Genomic DNA, 18,041 nt, shown 5'->3' on the forward strand with positions numbered 1-18,041 from the left:
ATGAATGAACGTCTCCGATTCTTACCATACAGACTGAGGTTGTCTCTAGCTACTTTAGTGTTAGGAATAAGTATGGGGATCGTTGGGATTGCTTGTCATTATCTATTAGAAAGCATTCAATGGTTAGCCTTTGGACAACATAGGTTGGACTTGCTACAGCAATTCCAACAGGCAGGTGGAATTCGTAGATTCCTTGTCTTATGTGTGACAGGATGCTTGGCGGCATGTTTTTGGTATGTCCTACAGACACGCAACAAAATTTTGTCAATTCGAAAACAAATTGAGTTAGTTGGAAAAGTTAATCCAGCGCCCTTAGCCCACCTCCTTCATGCAGCTATGCAGGTCACAATTGTCGGAGCAGGCGCTTCGGTTGGTAAAGAAGGAGCCCCACGTGAGGTTGGGGCTCTTCTGGGGACTTGCTTGTCTAGGGAATTTTCTTTAAATCTTAAAGATCAGAAAGTACTGATTGCTTGTGGTGCAGGTGCTGGACTTGCTGCTGTTTATCAAGTCCCGTTTGCCAGTAGTTTATTTGTCTTTGAGACCTTAGGGCTTGCTTATAGATGGCAGAACCTTTTGCTGGTATTAACAAGTACCTATCTGGCAACTTGGATCTCTCAATTTGTTATTGGTCATGATGCAATTTATCACATGTCTATAATCTCATGGTCGGCCAGCAGTTTCTTGCAGGCTATCTTGATTGCTTTAATAGTAACTCCGTTGGCTCTGGTCTTTAGTTCTCTAGCTAAGTGGGCTAGTCGTAAACGACGGAAGGATGAGTCGATTCTTTGGGCTCTTCCTCTAGCCTTTCTACTGCTGGGGGGCCTTGTATTCTTTTTCCCTATCTTTATGGGAAATGGTCAGGTACTAGCGCAAGCCTTGTCATCTCGCCAGCCGGTTCCCTATCTTCCACTGGCTCTTGCAATGAAGGGGCTTCTGGTTTATCTTCTCTTACGCAATGGTGCCTATGGGGGAACCTTGACACCATCATTTGCCTTGGGGATTGGATCTGGCTACTTAGTGACCTTGCTTTTGACAGTAGTTGGCATTCATCTGGATCCAGCTCTAGGAATGCTATTAGGAGCAACAGTCTTTTTAGGGACGACCTTACAAGCTCCTCTGACGGCTATTGCCCTAAGTCTTGGATTTACAGGTCAGGATTGGAGTTTGACAATACCGCTTGTACTAGCGGCAGGAATGTCTTACGTGATTAGAAAGAGATGTGAGAAGGAACAATGAAGGTACATTTTGTACTGCATGAAACATTTGAAGTGCCAGGCGCTTATCTCAAATGGGCTCTGGAACGAGGTCATCACATTACAACAACAAAGGTTTACGAAAAAGAACCTCTTCCTGAAACAATTGACGGGATTGACTTTCTGATTGTCATGGGTGGTCCTCAATCTCCCGATGAGGATAGAGAAAACTTCCCATATTATGATCCAAAGGCTGAGCTTTCTTTTATGAAAGAAGCGATTGCTGCAGATATCTATATTGTTGGTGTTTGTCTTTGTGCGCAGCTTCTATCTGTTGCTTATGGTGCGAAGTATGAACATAGTCCTGAGCGTGAAATTGGGGTTTATCCTGTGACATTGACACCTGAAGGGCTTGTAGATCCTCATGTTAGTTTGTTTGGAGCAAGCTTTGATTCTGGTCACTGGCACGGTGATATGCCAGGGCTGACAGAGGATGCTGTTGTTCTTGCGACGAGTCAAGGTTGTCCACGTCAAATTATTCGCTTCAGTCCGAAACATTATGCCTTTCAGGCTCATTTGGAATTTAATCCAGAAGCTGTTGAACTATTAATTGCCGCGGATGGTGAAGAGGTCTTGGAAGAACAAAGTCGAAAATTGACCTTTGTCCAAAAGCCTGAAGTCATTCGAGCTTACGATTATAAAGAAATGAATGCAAAACTCTATAAATTTTTAGATTCATTGGTAAACTAGGAACTACAGAAAGGCAGAGTATTTGAGTTTGTAGTCAAACTCGGTCTAACTGTTCTGCGACATATTTAAATTTAAAATTAAGAAAGAAAGGTAGAGCAAGGTGTTCTAATTTGAACACGAGCGGAAAACTCGGAAAATAGATAATCTGACTGAGAAATCAGGATTTCTCGTCAGATTCCTAATTTTCAGTCGTTTTCTTCTCGCTCTTTGTATCATAAACTATGTCTATTCATATTGCTGCTCAGCAGGGTGAAATTGCTGATAAAATTCTTCTTCCGGGGGATCCTCTTCGCGCTAAGTTTATTGCGGAGAACTTCCTTGAAGATGCTGTTTGTTTTAACGAAGTGCGTAACATGTTTGGTTACACTGGTACTTATAAAGGTCACCGTGTTTCTGTCATGGGAACTGGGATGGGGATGCCATCAATCTCTATCTATGCGAGTGAGTTGATTGTTGACTACGGGGTTAAAAAATTAATCCGTGTCGGAACTGCAGGTTCGTTAAACGAAGATGTCCATGTTCGTGAATTGGTTTTGGCACAGGCAGCTGCAACTAACTCAAACATTATCCGTAATGACTGGCCACAGTACGATTTTCCGCAAATTGCTAGCTTTGATTTACTAGACAAGGCCTACCATATTGCCAAAGATCTCGGTATGACCACCCACGTTGGTAATGTTTTGTCTTCTGATGTCTTTTATTCAAACTACTTTGAAAAGAACATCGAGCTCGGTAAATGGGGTGTTAAGGCTGTGGAAATGGAAGCAGCAGCGCTTTACTATCTTGCTGCCCAACACCATGTTGATGCGCTAGCTATCATGACTATTTCTGATAGTTTGGTCAATCCAGATGAAGACACTACTGCAGAAGAACGTCAAAATACCTTCACTGATATGATGAAGGTTGGTTTGGAAACCTTGATTGCTGAAGCATGAAAGTAGATGCTAAAAAAGCTATTCTCTTTGCGATTTCCCGCTATGACTATGCTTATGCCCTTAAACTGGCTGAGCGAGCAGGAAAGTCTACCCAGTCTGACTTGGTTCGCCTTCTTGGGGCACTAGCGGAGCGAAGAGAGCTCAACATCCAATCTATCATGAATCTAAAGTTGGAAATCACTGGAATGAATCCAGCTGATTTTCAGCTTTTTTGCCATGAAAATGAAGCAGACGAGCAGCTGGCTAATTACCTTTATGACCTAGACGCAAAATTGAGAAATGAACAATTGATTGACTTTGTTAGAGCAGTTAGTCCGGCCATTTATAGGATTTTTATGCGGTTGATTCGCATGCAGTTACCAGATATTGACAGCTATATTCATAATTCTAGAGAGGCCAGTTACGACCGTTGGAAGTTTGAGAAGATGAGGAATTCTGATAATCCTATTTTGCAAAATTTCCATACGGAAAGCACGGTTAATTCTTCTAGTTTAACGGAGCTGATTTTACAGTTGGATTTGTCCGAATCTGTCAAAAAATCGGCAGGGCAACTAAGAGAGTTGGAAAGATCAGTCCGTAATCCGCTTGCCCATCTTATCAGGCCTTTTGATGAGGAAGAATTGCACAGAACGACAGGTTTCTCGTCTCAGCACTTTATGGAGCTTCTGATTGATTTGGCGCAGGAGACAGGCATAGTTTATCAGAGGGAGCCTTTTTACTTCGACCGTGCAAATGCGATCGTAGAAAGTCTCTTATAAGGAGTAGTAGGATGGATAAGATTGCAAGGTTGCAAGAATTGATAGATCAAAGCCGGGATATCGTCTTTTTCGGTGGGGCTGGAGTTTCGACTGAATCCAACATTCCGGACTTTCGCAGTTCTGATGGGATATACAGTGTCAAGCTAGGAAGGCATTTTACAGCAGAGCAGCTAGTTTCTCACACTATGTTTGAACGCTATCCGCAGGAGTTTTTTGACTTCTACAAGAAGTACCTGCTCTATCCAGATGCCAAGCCCAATGCAGCCCATGCCTACTTGGCGGATTTGGAGAAGGAAGGCAGGCTCAAGGCTGTTGTGACTCAAAATATCGATAGCTTGCATGAAATGGCCGGTTCGAAAAGGGTTCTCAAGCTTCATGGCAGTGCGGATAGAAATTACTGTCTGAATTGTCAGAGATTCTATAATTTGGACGGTTTTCTGGCTTTGAAGGGTACCGTTCCTCACTGTCTTGCATGTGGAGGCATTGTAAAACCTGATGTGACTCTTTATGAAGAACCTCTAGATATGGAGGTTTTTCAGCAGGCGGCTCAAGCTATCCAGCAAGCAGACCTGCTGATAATCGGTGGCACTTCCTTGGTCGTCTATCCTGCAGCCAGCCTCATCCAGTACTTTGTAGGTAAGCATCTGGTCGTCATCAACAAGACCAGCATCCCTCAAGATAGTCAGGCGGACCTTGTTATTGAAGGAAAGATAGGAGAAGTGTTTTCTAAATTGAGAACTTAAAATAACACCTGAAAATAGCCATAAAAAGCTTTTTCGGGTGTTTTATATTATCTACTGTTGGGAAGTAACTATATAAACTCATGTGACTATGTTATAATAAAATGTAGAGCCTAGGAGGTCTAGATGAAAAAATTAAAGAGAAAGCACCAAGTAATCTTAATTGTAATATCTTTTTTGTTGGTTACATTTATCAGCTTGCGTTATTATCTTATGCCAGAATGGTTTGATTGGGAAAATCAATATTATACAGTATACAACTACAAAGTAAGTGAGATCAAACCTAAGAAAAAAGTAGTTAAGGATTTGAACATTGAATTTGTACATCAAATGAATGAAAAAGTACCCCAAAATCAAGATTTGACAGAGAAGATGTTATCAAATTGGAATGAATATAATGAAAAACAAATTTTACATGTTACTTTTACCGATGGTAGTAAGTCAGAAATTCCCATAGAAGAGACTTCTGAAATTGGTCCATCATTTAGTGCCAATTTGTTAAATGATTCTATTTATCAAAAGTTAAGTTTTCGTTTTCCGGACTTTAAGTTGCCCGATAACAAGAGAACTAGCAATCTTATAGACATATTATTATTTCTTTATGAGGGCGATACTCTTTATCAGGTTCCAGAAGTCAGCAGTGAGATTTCTTACCAATTAAAAAATCCTAAAACAGGAGAGAAGCAAACGTATTTTGAATATGGGAATAAACCTGATTTTAGTTTGACTCCTATTTTTTTTACTAGTTCGAAAAATAGTTTGGATGATAAATTAGATTTTTTTGAAGATTATCAAAAGCAGCATAAGGGTAACTACTGGGATAGAAAGTATGATTTTTATAACAATAGATTAACTCATACTTCAAATCACTCTTACCCCAGAATCTTCTATTCAGACGAATTTACTAACTTACCTCTAAGTGTTAGTACGACAGGGAGTCAGTTTAAAATGACCATTACGCATTCTTATATTGTCGAACAAATTAATGATCATGACTATAAGGTCAAGTCAAACTCAAAAACCTATATAGATGAAAATAAATCTGAATACATTGCTGAAGTTTTAAATCAAAATAAAAAAGAATCCAGGTAGCTTAGAAAATATCTGGATTCCTTCATTTTAAGGATATAATTTCATGAGAGGCGATTTAAATTTACTTGAAATCGTTGAAATATTATTGTAACTGGTTCGACTATTAAGTGTTTCTATATCCTCTCTATTTATTGAAAAACTTATAGATTTTTCTTCTGGTTCTTTCTGTGGGGTCTTTCTAATCATAGTTGGTATCTCAGTAATAATCTTCTTGAAGAGTTTTTCATAATCACTACCTAGCTCTTTTTTTAGTTGGTTTTCTCTCTCATCTATCCTTTTATTTAACTCTTCCATATCAGGCTCACCCCACCTATACCTAATAGTATATGAATATTTATCATCACTAGCCTCTGTCATTTCGATACTGTAGTTTTTCCAGTTTTTTATAAAAGCATCCCAATATGCTTGAACAATAGCTTTATTTTCCTTATCTGATGGAGTATAGTATGGTGAGATATTAGCATATATACTATCTGAATTATATTTAATAATATTTTCAGTTAATTCGTCTTTTATTCCATTTTCTAAATATTTTTTTACATAAGCTTTAACAATCTGATCATCTTTTTTTAGGTATGATTTTTTTGAAGGGGTATCAAAATTGACGCTATAGTCGGTATTGTTATCATCATTATATACAAGTCTATATTTAGTATTTGCTTTTCCTTTGAACCAAATTTGAATATCATTACTTGAATATTCAGCAAAAGTAGAACTAAAGTCAGTTATTGGGACTTGCTTTCCGTTATTATCATAAATGTTAAAATCTGATTCAGAAACATAATCAACTTTTTTTATATTGAATTTTACATAAAAATTGTTTTCAGCGTCTTCTAGGTTTTTAACAGGATTCGTAGCGTTAAAAAAACCACCGTCAATATTTTTTATAGTGATGGTTAGTCCAGGTTTAATCAAAGTAGGGATAGGGTGTATATTGAAGTAAATGATTATTCCAAGAACAAGGGTAATACAAATCCAAGATATTTTAACTAGGCGTTTTGATTCCATTTAATCTCCTAATAGCGTTTATCTATTTATCAAACTTCACTTCCTCAATCAGATACTCAATGAATTTTTCTCCCATCTTGGATAGGCTGGCTTTTTCATGTTTGATGTAGACTAGCTCGATTGGGTCATCAATATCAAGCGGAATAGAGACAATGTTGTCACCATTGAGGTTGCTGTTGAGGATACCAGTAGCAATCGTGTATCCGTCCAGACCAATCAAGAGGTTAAAAAGAGTAGCTCGGTCACTGACTACGATAGACTTTTTATGGTGTTCTTGGGAGAGGATTTCCTCAGAAAAGTAGAAGGAATTATGGGTCCCTTGGTCGTAGCTGAGATAAGGGAAATTTTCTAAATCTGACAGTTGAACCATTTTTTTCTTAGCCAGAGGATTGGACTTGCTGACAAATATATGGGGCTGGGCGGTGAAGAGATGAGTTGCAACTAGATGATTATCATCTAGCATTTTGGATAGGACATCACGATTATAACTGTTGAGAAAGAGGACACCAATTTCACTGCGGAAGTTTTTAACGTCATCAATGATTTCCCAAGTACGAGTTTCCCGAAGAAATAGCTCATATTTTTCCATATCACTTTTCTTAAGGAGGGAGACAAAAGCATTGACTACAAAAGCATAGTGTTGGGCAGATACGCTGAAGAGTTCGCGATGGGCGACAGGGTTCTTGTACCGTTCCTCTAGAAGTTGTGTTTGCTCAACCACTTGACGAGCATAAGATAGAAATTCCATGCCATCTTTGGTCAAAGTGATTCCCTTGGGATTGCGAATGAAAATATCAATCCCCATCTCGTTTTCGAGGTCCCTCACAGCATTAGATAGGCTAGGCTGGGTAATAAAAAGTTGCTTGGCAGCCTCATTCATGCTGCCAGTTTCGACGATTTTGATAATATAGTGTAGTTGTTGAATTCTCATAGGACTATTTTATCATAATAGGATTGACAAAACATCTATTTAGTTGTAGAATATGATAAATTTAAACCTTTAATCAAGTCCAGTGAGGCTGCAAGGTAGGAAAAACGATATAAGAGGCAATTGACTGCCTTGTTTTTTGCGAAACCTTGCTGTGGCGAGGTTTTTTCTTGTAGAAAGTGAGGTTGTCATGGTTAGTGACAGTTGCAAAAAGAGATTTGGTAAGATTATGCTGGAACAGATGGAACTGCTAGAGCAAGTAGAAATTGCACCTAATATTTTTTCCATGCTCCTAAAGGGCCAAATGGTCAGCCAGATGCAGGCTGGGCAGTTTTTACATATTCGGGTACCAGATGACAGCAAGCTTTTGCGCCGGCCTATCTCAATCGCAGAGATTGATCGTGACAATCTTACTTGTCGCATCATCTATCGGATAGAAGGCGGCGGGACGGCTATTTTTTCTCAACTGCCAGTCGGCTCGTTTCTTGATGTTATGGGGCCTCAGGGCAATGGCTTTGATTTGAGCCCTGTAAGGACAGGTGACCGAGTTTTGATAATCGGTGGTGGGATTGGTGTCCCTCCCCTGCTTGAGGTTGCTAAAGAATTGCATGCTAAGGGAGCTCAAGTGACAGCTGTTCTGGGATTTTATGATAAATCTGCTGTTATTTTGGAAGCAGAAATGAAAAAATACGCTGATGTCATTGTCACGACGGATAATGGTTCCTATGGTCGCAAGGGCTATGTATCAGCGGTGGTAGATGAGATGACCCAAGACTATGTGGCTGTCTATTCCTGTGGAGCGCCAGCTATGCTTCAGTACGTCGATCGTAAGTTTCAGGATCATCCGCATGCTTATCTCTCCATGGAATCTCGTATGGCGTGTGGTATGGGTGCCTGCTATGCTTGTGTCGTTCATGTGGCAGGTCAGGACGAGTCAGTCAATAAGCGGGTTTGTGAAGATGGTCCGGTCTTCGAAACGGGCACGATTATTGTCTAGGAGGAAAAAATGAGTGATAAACGTTTAAGAGTTTCCTTGCCAGGCTTGGACCTGAAAAATCCAATTATTCCAGCATCAGGTTGCTTTGGTTTCGGTCAAGAATATGCCAAATACTATGACTTGGACTTGCTGGGTTCTATCATGATAAAGGCTACGACTTTGGAGCCCCGCTTTGGCAATCCCACTCCGCGTGTGGCAGAAACGCCAGCTGGAATGCTCAATGCCATCGGTCTGCAAAATCCAGGTGTTGAGGCTGTTCTAGCTGAAAAACTGCCTTGGTTGGAAAAACATTATCCCGACCTTCCAATCATCGCTAATGTAGCAGGTTTTTCCAATCAAGAATATGCCACAGTGGCTGGGAAAATTTCTCAAGCCCCTAATGTAAAGGCTATTGAGCTCAATATCTCCTGTCCTAATGTTGACCATGGAAATGCTGGGCTTTTGATTGGTCAAGTTCCAGAGTTGGCTTACCAAGCAACCAAGGCAGCAGTAGATACTTCTGATGTACCTGTCTATGTCAAATTAACTCCGAGTGTGGCTGATATTACTCAGGTAGCCAAGGCCGTTGAAGATGCTGGAGCTGCTGGATTTACCATGATTAACACCTTGGTAGGTATGCGATTTGACTTGAAGTCACGCAAGCATATTATCGCTAATGGCACAGGTGGTATGTCGGGTCCAGCTGTCTTTCCGGTAGCGCTCAAGCTGATCCGTCAAGTGGCGCAGGCAAGCAAACTTCCTATCATTGGTATGGGGGGAGTTGATTCGGCGGAGGCTGCTCTGGAGATGTTTATAGCGGGCGCTTCAGCTATTGGAGTGGGAACTGCCAATTTCACAGATCCATATGCCTGTCCGACCATCATTGAAGATCTGCCTAAGGCGATGGATAAATACGGCATCGAAAGTCTTGAAAGCTTACGAAAAGAAGTTCGAGATAATTTGCTTTAAAGTTACATTTTTGCTTGACAATCTTGCTGTGAAATTATAGAATGAACTAAATATAACCTTTAAAGAAGTCCAGAGAGGCTACTAAGGATCATACGTTTGAATGGCAAATTCTGCCACATTTTCGTGTAACCTTGCTCTCAGGCAAGGTTTTTTCTATATTTTCGAGTCTAGTGTGAAGATATAGTTGACAACAGGAGTACCTGCCGGAGTTCTTTAAAGCTAATAATCAAAAAAGGAGATTATCCCTACATGCGTGAAGAACGTCCTATTATCGCCCTTGACTTTCCATCTTTTGACGATGTCAAAGCTTTTTTGGAGCATTTTCCAGAAGATGAAAAACTATTTGTAAAAATCGGTATGGAATTCTTCTATGCTATCGGTCCAGAAATTGTTCATTATTTGAAAGGACTTGGACACAGCATTTTCTTGGATCTGAAGCTACATGACATTCCCAATACTGTGCGCTCAGCCATGTCTGTCTTAGGAACTTTTGGCATCGACATGGTGACGGTTCATGCAGCTGGCGGTGTGGAGATGATGAGCGAAGCTAAGAAGGTTTTGGGAGACAAGGCTAAACTGGTTGCAGTGACTCAGCTGACCTCGACCAGTGAAGAAGATATGCGTGATTGTCAAAACATCCAGACAACGGTTCAGGAGTCTGTTGTAAATTACGCTCGTAAAGCTAAGGAAGCTGGTTTGGATGGTGTAGTTTGTTCAGCTCAAGAAGTTGAACTAATTAAGGCGGCTACTGCTGAAGACTTTCTCTGTGTGACACCGGGTATTCGACCAGCTGGAGCAGAAATTGGTGACCAGAAACGGGTTATGACTCCGCAAGAAGCACATCAAATCGGTAGTGATTATATTGTAGTCGGTCGTCCGATTATCCAAGCTGAAAATCCTTGGGATGCTTATCATGAAATAAAGAAGCAGTGGAATAGCTAAGCAAAACAAGTAATTCGAATTAAATCGTTATACAAAATTAACAGTATCATAAAATTTCAAATTTATAAGGAGCAAATAATGACTTTAGCAAAAGAGATTGCGCGTGATTTATTGAAAATCAAAGCAGTGTATTTGAAGCCAGAAGAGCCTTTTACATGGGCATCAGGTATCAAGTCACCTATTTACACAGACAACCGTGTGACCTTGGCCTATCCAGAGACTCGGACCTTGATTGAAGATGGTTTCGTCGAAAAAATTCGGGCAGAATTTCCAGATGTAGAAGTCATTGCTGGAACTGCGACAGCCGGTATTCCCCACGGAGCCATTATCGCTGATAAGATGAACCTGCCATTTGCCTACATTCGCAGCAAACCAAAAGATCACGGAGCGGGCAATCAAATTGAAGGACGGGTAGCGCCAGGGCAGAAGATGGTTGTTATTGAGGACTTAATCTCGACAGGTGGTTCTGTTTTAGATGCTATTGCTGCAGCGAAACGTGAAGGTGCGGATGTGATTGGTGCAGCAGCTATCTTTACCTATGAGCTGCCAAAAGCAGATAAAAACTTCAATGAAGCGGGTGTGAAATTAGTGACTTTGTCAAACTATACAGAGTTGATTCACCTAGCTGAGCAAGAAGGTTATATCAATGCTGAAGGATTAGCCTTATTGAAACGCTTTAAGGAAGACCAAGAAAATTGGCATCTTTAAGAGTTTGTTCTGCTTGAGTTTAAACGATATTTCATATCGAAACAGATACTTTATCTTTGCTAAAAGAAAAGCAGCAGTCTCTTGATTGCTGTATTTTCTTAGCTAAAAACCTTGATTTTTGCTATAATAAGCCTATGTCAAAGATTTATCGTCTATCGTTTTCCATTTTACAAAAAATCATGTTAGTCCTTGTAGTACATTGGTTTCTTGTTTCAATCTTTTATATCAGTGAGATGAGTTATTGGGCCTATCCAATTTTTGGTATCTTGCTGATTGGAGCTTATTATTATCGTAAAGAAGTTTTAAAAGTATACCGCTATTTGATGCGACATAAATTAGCGATCATGCTAGCTGTGATCATTTTTCAGCTTATTATGATTTGGGCAGCTGAATTACTGGTGCGTCGGGATGCAGCAGTTGTTCTGAACGGGGCATTTCGCTTACTTAAAGAAACATCGATTTCAAGCTATATCACACGTAACCCAAATAACTTACCTCTCTTTCTCTACGAACGCTTTTTCTACAAGCTGTTTGGGGAGTCGTCTGCACTTTGGATAATGCAGGGACTAAACATGGTGTATGCTAATCTAACTGCGTGTATTTTGTATAAGGGAAGTCAAAAATTCTTTAATCAAAAATCGGCTGATATCGTTTTTAGTCTTTATGTACTTTTGGCTGGATTTTCTCCTTATTTCTTCTCTATGTATACGGATATTCCGCCACTGCCCTTTATTTCTTTACAGATTTTCTTAATTTTTGGAATCTTTAAAGCTGACAGTATTAAGAAATTGACTGCCTTAAGTATTTCGTTGGGGTTGCTAACAGGCTTCTTATATTTTGTTCGCCCGACAGTCATGATTCTCTTGATTGCCTTCTTCGTAACATTCTTTTTGCAGAAGCAGTGGAAGCAATTCTTTTTAGTTTTATGCGTATTCTCTCTCTCTTTTGCTATGCTCTACAGTCTAGTAAATACCGGGATTAAAAATCAGAATGAAGTGACAATTATTCAAAAAGAAGGGTTAACTAAAGGACCACTTCTCTTTATCAATTTGGGGCTTACATACATAGGTCATAATCAAGCAGATATGAAAGAAGGGTTACTCCAATATATTGAACCCAGCAAGAGGGATGACTATAATAATGGCATGTTCGCTAAGGAAAATGTCATTAAGGAAATTAAGCGTCGATTGAAGGAATATACACCCGCGACATTTTGGGGGCACTTATATTACAAGCAATCTCTAACAGTGGCAGAGGGGACTCTGGGTTGGCTCTATCGGGATGTTGAAAATGAAAAGACACCATTTATTAATCCTTTATACGAAAAGACAAAGAACAATCCACTTGCTCAGTTTGTTCGGACATTCTTTTTAAGCATTGATAAGAAGGAGTATGTTTATTATGCTCTTATCAAGCAGCTAGTTTGGATTGTTATGAGTCTAGGTCTCGTTATGACTTTATGGAAGTTCCGACCTGATGATCGCATCAATTTTTTGAATCTTGCTGTTTTTGGAGGCTTACTCTTCCTACAGATTTTTGAAGGTGGGAAAACCCGTTATCTTATCCAATTTTTACCACAGATTTTACTAGTTTCTGCTCTTGGTTTAAGTCAGTATTCTCAAGATTTGAAGAAAAGCCGTTTGTGGCCAAAAATTTCCAAACTAAAGTCGTTGAAAAGGAATGATTGAAGATGAAAAGACCTGTTCCTATCTATGAACCGCTTTATACCTTGAAGCCCATTGCTGAGAATATCTGGATTGTCGACGGTGATTTGATTGAGATGGATGCGGTGCTGACAAAGTTGCCATTTTCTACCCGCATGACGGTCATCAAGTTAGCAAATGGCCAGCTCTGGTGCCATTCACCAATCCAACCAAATCAAGCCTTGTTTGACCAGTTAGATGCTTTGGGACCAGTCGCACACCTTGTTTCACCTAATAAGATTCACTATGCCTATATGGCTGACTGGAAGAAGCGTTATCCTGAGGCAGTTGCTTGGTCTAGCCCAGGAGTTGAAAGAAGAGCATCCAAGCAGAAAATCCCAGTCTCTTTTGATGAAAAGCTGACGAATGAGGCTCCACAAGTTTGGGCAGACCAGATAGATCAGTTGGTTTTCAAGGGAAGTGCTTATATTGAGGAAGTGGTCTTTTTCCACAAGGACAGTGGAACCTTGATTTTGACGGATTTGATTGAGAATTTTGAAACAGAGCATTTTGCAAGTCCGCTTCGCAGCAAGGCTTATAAATTAGTTCGTGTTTCAGCTCCGGATGGGCAGACCCCTATTGACTACCGTATGACTTTTGTCGGTTACCAAAAAGAAGCAAAGAAGTGCTTAGAGCAGATGTTAGCATGGAAACCAGAAAAAATCATTCTGGCTCACGGTCGCTGTTTTCTGGAAAATGGCACAGCAGAACTAAGAAGAGCATTTAGGTGGATTCGATAAAAAATCCAATCCTAGGAAATGAGAGGAGACATATATGCAGCATTCAGCTTGGCACGCTTTGATTAAGGAGCAGCTGCCGGAAGGTTATTTTGCAAAAATCAATCATTTTTTAGATGAAGTGTATGCTTCAGGAACCATTTACCCACCGCGGGAAAAGGTGTTTAACGCGATTCAGACGACAGATTTAGCGGATGTTAAGGTGGTTATTTTAGGGCAGGATCCCTACCACGGACCGAGACAGGCACAGGGCTTGAGTTTTTCGGTGCCTGATGACATTCCAGCTCCGCCTTCTTTGCAGAATATTCTCAAAGAACTGGCTGATGATATCGGAGTGAAAGAGTCGCATGATTTGACTTCCTGGGCTCAGCAGGGTGTTCTCTTGCTTAATGCTGGGCTGACAGTGCCTGCTGGTCAGGCAAATGCGCATGCCGGTTTAATCTGGGAGCCTTTTACGGATGCTATTATCAAGGTAGTTAATGAGAAGACTGATCCAGTCGTCTTTATCCTCTGGGGTTCTTACGCCCGCAAGAAAAAAGCCTTGATTAGCAATTCCCAACATTTGATAATCGAGTCAGCTCACCCAAGTCCGCTGTCCGCTTATCGTGGTTTCTTTGGTAGTAAACCTTTTTCTCGTACCAATGATTTTTTAGTGGCTAAAGGCTTGGAACCTATCGATTGGTTAGCTTAGGAGGTAGTATGGTTCAGTTAGCAACGATTTGTTATATTGATAATGGCCGGGAGTTTCTCATGCTGCACCGCAACAAAAAGCCCAACGATGTTCATGCTGGGAAGTGGATTGGTGTCGGTGGCAAACTAGAGCGAGGAGAAACCCCGCAGGAATGTGCTGCACGCGAGATTTTAGAGGAAACAGGTCTAAAGGCCAAGCCCGTTCTCAAAGGCATTATTACTTTTCCAGAGTTTACTCCTAATTTGGACTGGTATACCTATGTTTTTAAGGTGACCGAGTTTGAGGGGGAACTGATTGACTGCAATGAAGGGACTTTGGAATGGGTACCCTATGACCAGGTCTTATCTAAACCAACCTGGGAAGGCGATCATACCTTTGTTGAGTGGCTTTTAGAAGACAAGCCTTTCTTTTCTGCAAAGTTTGTTTATGACGGGGATAAGCTGTTGGATACGCAGGTGGACTTTTACGAATAAGGAGATAAGACGATGCTATTAATCAAAAACGGACGAGTTATGGATCCTAAGACTGGTTTTGACCAAATTACTGACCTCTTGGTTGAGGGGAAAAAGATTGTTAAAATCGGTCAAGATTTGCAGGCGAAAGATGCAAAAGTCATTGATGCCAGTGGTTTGGTTGTGGCTCCGGGTTTGGTGGATATACATGTGCATTTCCGGGAGCCGGGCCAGACTCATAAGGAAGATATTCATACGGGAGCCTTGGCAGCAGCAGCAGGTGGCTTTACGACAGTTGTTATGATGGCTAATACCAATCCGACCATCTCTACAGTTGAAACCCTGAAGGAAGTGCTGGAGTCAGCTAGTCGGGAAAATATCCATATCAAGTCGGTCGCGACGATTACAGAGAATTTTGATGGGCAGCATCTGACAGATTTCCAAGGTCTCTTGGCAGCAGGAGCGGTTGGTTTTTCTGATGACGGTATTCCGCTGACCAACGCTGGCATTGTCCGCCAGGCGCTCGTAGAAGCACGTAAAAATGACACCTTTATCAGCTTGCATGAGGAAGATCCCAATCTCAACGGCATACTTGGTTTCAATGAGCATATTGCCAAAGAGCATTTTCATATCTGCGGCGCGACAGGTGTGGCAGAATACAGCATGATTGCTCGCGATGTTATGATTGCTTATGATGCAAAGGCTCATGTGCATATCCAGCATTTGTCCAAGGCTGAGAGTGTAAAGGTTGTGGAATTCGCTCAGAAGCTAGGCGCTCAAGTCACTGCTGAAGCAGCACCTCAGCACTTTTCTAAGACAGAAGCTCTGCTATTGACTAAGGGTAGCAATGCTAAAATGAATCCGCCTCTGCGCTTAGAATCGGACCGGCTAGCAGTTATCGATGGGCTCAAATCTGGTGTCATTTCTGTCATTGCGACGGACCATGCTCCACATCATGCTGACGAGAAAAATGTTGAAGACATCACTAAAGCACCTTCTGGTATGACTGGTCTTGAGACTTCGCTTTCTCTGGGACTGACCTACCTAGTTGAGGCTGGCCATCTGAGCTTGATGGAACTTTTGGAGAAAATGACAATCAATCCAGCACGTTTGTATGGTTTTGATGTTGGCTTCATCGCTCAGGATGGTCCTGCAGATTTGATAATATTTGACCCGGAAGCCGATAGACTTGTGACTGACCACTTTGCCTCCAAGGCTGCCAATTCACCTTTTGTTGGTGAAAAGCTTAAAGGCCAAGTGAAGTTCACCATCTGTGATGGGGAAGTTGTTTTTGAAGGATAAACTATAGAAATCTGAGATAAATAAGATCTCAGATTTTTTGTTTAGATACGAACATAAATAGGTAAATAACAGAAAATAATTCACTTTTACTCCCTTTTTCGATATAATAAAACTAATAAAAAAGAAAAAGAGGACGGTTTATGCAAAAGAAAAAAATTCTTTTACCGCTTTTATTGCTTGCTCCAGCATTTCTAGCTCATCAGGCATACGCAGATGAACAAGTAGCTACTGAACCTAGTCAAGAAGTTGCAGCAGTAACTTCAGCTCAAGAGGGTAATGTCCCGGACGGAGCTATTGATACAAGTGCGCAGGGTAAAGAAAGCGCTTCCGGTCAACAAAATGATTTGCTTGAAGCGAATATTATCCATACAAATGACGTTCACGGACGTATTGTTGAAGAAAAAGGAGTTATTGGAGACGCTAAATTAGCAGCCGTTATTGAAGAGGAACGAAAAAACAATCCTTCAACTCTTGTAGTTGATGCGGGAGATGCCTTTCAAGGACTGCCAATTTCAAATAGCTCCAAAGGTGAAGAGCGTGCTAAACTACTCAATGAGATGGGCTACGATGCCATGGCCGTTGGGAACCATGAGTTTGATTTTGGCCTAGATGAAGCTAAGAAATATAAAGAAATTCTTAATTTTCCTCTTTTAAGTTCTAACACCTATGTAAATGGTGCTCGCTTATTTGAAGCGTCAACTATCGTAGATAAGGATAAGAATGTTGTGGGTGATGAGTTTGTGGTAATCGGTGTGACAACACCTGAAACTGCAACCAAAACTCATCCTAAGAATGTTCAAGGCGTAACTTTTAAAGATCCAATTTCAGAAGTTAATTCAGTTATTGATGAAGTAGAAGCTCGCGCTGCTGCCGAGGGGAAAACATACAAGAATTATGTGGTTTTGGCTCACTTAGGTGTTGATACGACTACTCCAGTAGAGTGGCGTGGATCTACTTTAGCTGAAGCTCTTTCAAATAATCCAAAGCTCAAAGGCAAACGTGTAACGGTTATTGACGGTCACTCTCATACAGTTCAATCTACAACCTATGGAGACAATGTTACTTATAACCAAACGGGAAGTTATTTGAATAACATTGGTAAAATTACTTATAAGGCTAATCAATTATTGGGAAATCCACAACAAATCTCTGCAGCTTCTACTAAAGATGTTGTACCAAATGCTAAAATAGCAGCTATGGTCAAGAAAATTAAGGAAGCTTATGATGCTGAAAATGCTAAAGTGGTCCGTGATAACAGTCCAGTTGAGCTAAACGGCCAGCGTGAAAATGTCCGGGTTCGCGAGACCAATCTTGGTAATGTGGTGGCGGACGCCCTTTACGAATACGGCCAAACTGGATTTAGCCATAAAACATATCTTGCTGTGACAAACGGTGGTGGTTTGCGTGAAACGATTGCCAAAGATAAGCCAATTACAAAAGGTGATGTGATCGCGGTTCTTCCTTTCGGAAACACCATTTCTCAAATCAAAGTAACAGGTCAAAACATTGCTGATATGTTTGCTAAATCTCTTGGATCAATCTTACAAGAAAAAAATGGCCAGCCTGTTTTAGATGAAAATGGACAACCTCTTCTTGAACCAAGCGGAGGCTTCCTACAGGTTTCAGGTGCTAAGGTTTATTACGATACAACCTTGCCTGCTGAAAAACGTATTTTGTATATTGAAATTAAAAACCCAGAAACCGGTAAGTATGAAAACTTAGATCCTGCTAAAGAATACTATTTGACAACAAATGATTTCTTAGCAGCCGGTGGTGATGGCTACACCATGTTGGGTGGTGCGCGAGAAGAAGGCCCTTCTATGGACGTTGCTTTTGCTGACTATCTAGCTAAAGCAGATTTAAGTGCATATTCGGTTATAAATCCAAATTCCCGTACGATTTCTATTTCTTCTAAAAAAGATAGCGATGGAGATGGAGTTTCTGATATTGAAGAAATCAAAAATGGAACTGATCCATCTGATCCAAAATCTTATCCTGGCAGAACAGATGTTCCAAATGGCCAGTCTAATCAGAATCAAAGTAGCCAAAACTATCAACCTCTTCCAATTACTCTTCAAATGGCAATGTAGTTCAACCGTCTCCTAAACCAGCAGGCACAGTAGACCCTGCAAAAGAAGAGAAGAAGGAAGAAGTTGT

At 40.8% G+C, this 18,041-nt stretch carries 17 protein-coding genes and 1 pseudogene; 16 read left to right on the forward strand and 2 right to left on the reverse strand.

Going from position 1 to position 18,041, the window contains the following annotated elements:
* The 6 genes from O3640_RS06560 (at position 1) to O3640_RS06585 (ending at position 5,468) form a co-directional block, all read left to right on the forward strand.
* Positions 1-1,236: a chloride channel protein gene (locus O3640_RS06560; RefSeq protein ID WP_268723215.1), complete on the forward strand. Its 1,236-nt coding sequence runs from the start codon at positions 1-3 to the stop codon at positions 1,234-1,236.
* Positions 1,233-1,943, forward strand: coding sequence for a type 1 glutamine amidotransferase (locus O3640_RS06565; protein WP_227221334.1), 711 nt, complete (start codon positions 1,233-1,235; stop codon positions 1,941-1,943). Before O3640_RS06560 ends, O3640_RS06565 begins: the two co-directional genes overlap by 4 nt.
* A 221-nt stretch (positions 1,944-2,164) precedes the next feature.
* On the forward strand, positions 2,165-2,878 hold the full coding sequence (gene deoD, locus O3640_RS06570; protein ID WP_008809205.1) for a purine-nucleoside phosphorylase: 714 nt from the start codon (positions 2,165-2,167) through the stop codon (positions 2,876-2,878).
* Positions 2,875-3,636 carry a hypothetical protein gene (locus tag O3640_RS06575; protein ID WP_227221333.1) on the forward strand — a complete coding sequence of 254 codons (762 nt, stop codon included), beginning with the start codon at positions 2,875-2,877 and terminating at the stop codon, positions 3,634-3,636. Before deoD ends, O3640_RS06575 begins: the two co-directional genes overlap by 4 nt.
* Before the next feature lie 11 nt (positions 3,637-3,647).
* Positions 3,648-4,379 carry an NAD-dependent protein deacylase gene (locus tag O3640_RS06580; protein WP_223343929.1) on the forward strand — a complete coding sequence of 244 codons (732 nt, stop codon included), beginning with the start codon at positions 3,648-3,650 and terminating at the stop codon, positions 4,377-4,379.
* Positions 4,380-4,502: 123 nt separating this feature from the next.
* Entirely contained in the window at positions 4,503-5,468 is a 966-nt protein-coding gene (locus O3640_RS06585; protein ID WP_227221332.1) for a hypothetical protein, read from the forward strand.
* 27 nt (positions 5,469-5,495) lie between these two features.
* On the opposite strand, the gene O3640_RS06590 is transcribed toward O3640_RS06585, so the two are convergent.
* On the reverse strand, positions 5,496-6,476 hold the full coding sequence (locus O3640_RS06590; protein WP_048780139.1) for a hypothetical protein: 981 nt from the start codon (positions 6,474-6,476) through the stop codon (positions 5,496-5,498).
* A gap of 22 nt (positions 6,477-6,498) precedes the next feature.
* On the reverse strand, positions 6,499-7,407 hold the full coding sequence (locus O3640_RS06595) for a LysR family transcriptional regulator (protein WP_227221331.1): 909 nt from the start codon (positions 7,405-7,407) through the stop codon (positions 6,499-6,501).
* A 187-nt stretch (positions 7,408-7,594) separates the two neighbouring features.
* Between O3640_RS06595 and O3640_RS06600 the strand changes: the two genes are divergently transcribed.
* From O3640_RS06600 to nt5e, 10 genes and pseudogenes are all read left to right on the forward strand, one after another.
* Entirely contained in the window at positions 7,595-8,401 is an 807-nt protein-coding gene (locus O3640_RS06600; RefSeq protein WP_125397129.1) for a dihydroorotate dehydrogenase electron transfer subunit, read from the forward strand.
* Positions 8,402-8,410: 9 nt separating this feature from the next.
* Positions 8,411-9,349: a dihydroorotate dehydrogenase gene (locus O3640_RS06605; protein ID WP_227221330.1), complete on the forward strand. Its 939-nt coding sequence runs from the start codon at positions 8,411-8,413 to the stop codon at positions 9,347-9,349.
* A 249-nt stretch (positions 9,350-9,598) separates the two neighbouring features.
* Entirely contained in the window at positions 9,599-10,291 is a 693-nt protein-coding gene (gene pyrF / locus O3640_RS06610; RefSeq protein ID WP_045503251.1) for an orotidine-5'-phosphate decarboxylase, read from the forward strand.
* Between the two features lie 78 nt (positions 10,292-10,369).
* Positions 10,370-10,999: an orotate phosphoribosyltransferase gene (gene pyrE, locus O3640_RS06615; RefSeq protein ID WP_061595899.1), complete on the forward strand. Its 630-nt coding sequence runs from the start codon at positions 10,370-10,372 to the stop codon at positions 10,997-10,999.
* Between the two features lie 134 nt (positions 11,000-11,133).
* The gene (locus O3640_RS06620) at positions 11,134-12,687 is read left to right on the forward strand and encodes a hypothetical protein (RefSeq protein WP_268721977.1); all 1,554 of its coding nucleotides are present in this window, start codon (positions 11,134-11,136) and stop codon (positions 12,685-12,687) included.
* A gap of 2 nt (positions 12,688-12,689) precedes the next feature.
* Positions 12,690-13,442, forward strand: a complete 753-nt coding sequence (locus tag O3640_RS06625; protein WP_268723214.1) for a DUF4336 domain-containing protein — start codon at positions 12,690-12,692, stop codon at positions 13,440-13,442.
* A 34-nt stretch (positions 13,443-13,476) separates the two neighbouring features.
* Positions 13,477-14,130 (forward strand): uracil-DNA glycosylase, encoded by a 654-nt coding sequence (locus O3640_RS06630; protein ID WP_048774630.1) that lies wholly within the window; start codon positions 13,477-13,479, stop codon positions 14,128-14,130.
* 8 nt (positions 14,131-14,138) lie between these two features.
* The gene (locus O3640_RS06635; RefSeq protein ID WP_048774629.1) at positions 14,139-14,603 is read left to right on the forward strand and encodes an 8-oxo-dGTP diphosphatase; all 465 of its coding nucleotides are present in this window, start codon (positions 14,139-14,141) and stop codon (positions 14,601-14,603) included.
* A 12-nt stretch (positions 14,604-14,615) separates the two neighbouring features.
* Positions 14,616-15,884 carry a dihydroorotase gene (locus O3640_RS06640; protein WP_048774628.1) on the forward strand — a complete coding sequence of 423 codons (1,269 nt, stop codon included), beginning with the start codon at positions 14,616-14,618 and terminating at the stop codon, positions 15,882-15,884.
* Positions 15,885-16,024: 140 nt separating this feature from the next.
* Positions 16,025-17,884 (forward strand): annotated as a pseudogene (gene nt5e, locus O3640_RS06645) (cell surface ecto-5'-nucleotidase Nt5e); the annotation flags it as partial.
* Positions 17,885-18,041: the final 157 nt, after the last annotated feature.

Source organism: Streptococcus sp. 27098_8_75 (assembly GCF_041432475.1).
Taxonomy (GTDB): Bacteria; Bacillota; Bacilli; order Lactobacillales; family Streptococcaceae; genus Streptococcus; species Streptococcus gordonii.

Excerpts from the sequence above, each read along its gene's own strand:
- O3640_RS06560 (WP_268723215.1), top strand. The coding sequence starts at position 1 with ATGAATGAACGTCTCCGATTCTTACCATACAGACTGAGGTTGTCTCTA.
- O3640_RS06565 (WP_227221334.1), top strand. The coding sequence starts at position 1,233 with ATGAAGGTACATTTTGTACTGCATGAAACATTTGAAGTGCCAGGCGCT.
- deoD (WP_008809205.1), top strand. The coding sequence starts at position 2,165 with ATGTCTATTCATATTGCTGCTCAGCAGGGTGAAATTGCTGATAAAATT.
- O3640_RS06575 (WP_227221333.1), top strand. The coding sequence starts at position 2,875 with ATGAAAGTAGATGCTAAAAAAGCTATTCTCTTTGCGATTTCCCGCTAT.
- O3640_RS06580 (WP_223343929.1), top strand. The coding sequence starts at position 3,648 with ATGGATAAGATTGCAAGGTTGCAAGAATTGATAGATCAAAGCCGGGAT.
- O3640_RS06585 (WP_227221332.1), top strand. The coding sequence starts at position 4,503 with ATGAAAAAATTAAAGAGAAAGCACCAAGTAATCTTAATTGTAATATCT.
- O3640_RS06590 (WP_048780139.1), bottom strand. The coding sequence starts at position 6,476 with ATGGAATCAAAACGCCTAGTTAAAATATCTTGGATTTGTATTACCCTT.
- O3640_RS06595 (WP_227221331.1), bottom strand. The coding sequence starts at position 7,407 with ATGAGAATTCAACAACTACACTATATTATCAAAATCGTCGAAACTGGC.
- O3640_RS06600 (WP_125397129.1), top strand. The coding sequence starts at position 7,595 with ATGGTTAGTGACAGTTGCAAAAAGAGATTTGGTAAGATTATGCTGGAA.
- O3640_RS06605 (WP_227221330.1), top strand. The coding sequence starts at position 8,411 with ATGAGTGATAAACGTTTAAGAGTTTCCTTGCCAGGCTTGGACCTGAAA.
- pyrF (WP_045503251.1), top strand. The coding sequence starts at position 9,599 with ATGCGTGAAGAACGTCCTATTATCGCCCTTGACTTTCCATCTTTTGAC.
- pyrE (WP_061595899.1), top strand. The coding sequence starts at position 10,370 with ATGACTTTAGCAAAAGAGATTGCGCGTGATTTATTGAAAATCAAAGCA.
- O3640_RS06620 (WP_268721977.1), top strand. The coding sequence starts at position 11,134 with ATGTCAAAGATTTATCGTCTATCGTTTTCCATTTTACAAAAAATCATG.
- O3640_RS06625 (WP_268723214.1), top strand. The coding sequence starts at position 12,690 with ATGAAAAGACCTGTTCCTATCTATGAACCGCTTTATACCTTGAAGCCC.
- O3640_RS06630 (WP_048774630.1), top strand. The coding sequence starts at position 13,477 with ATGCAGCATTCAGCTTGGCACGCTTTGATTAAGGAGCAGCTGCCGGAA.
- O3640_RS06635 (WP_048774629.1), top strand. The coding sequence starts at position 14,139 with ATGGTTCAGTTAGCAACGATTTGTTATATTGATAATGGCCGGGAGTTT.
- O3640_RS06640 (WP_048774628.1), top strand. The coding sequence starts at position 14,616 with ATGCTATTAATCAAAAACGGACGAGTTATGGATCCTAAGACTGGTTTT.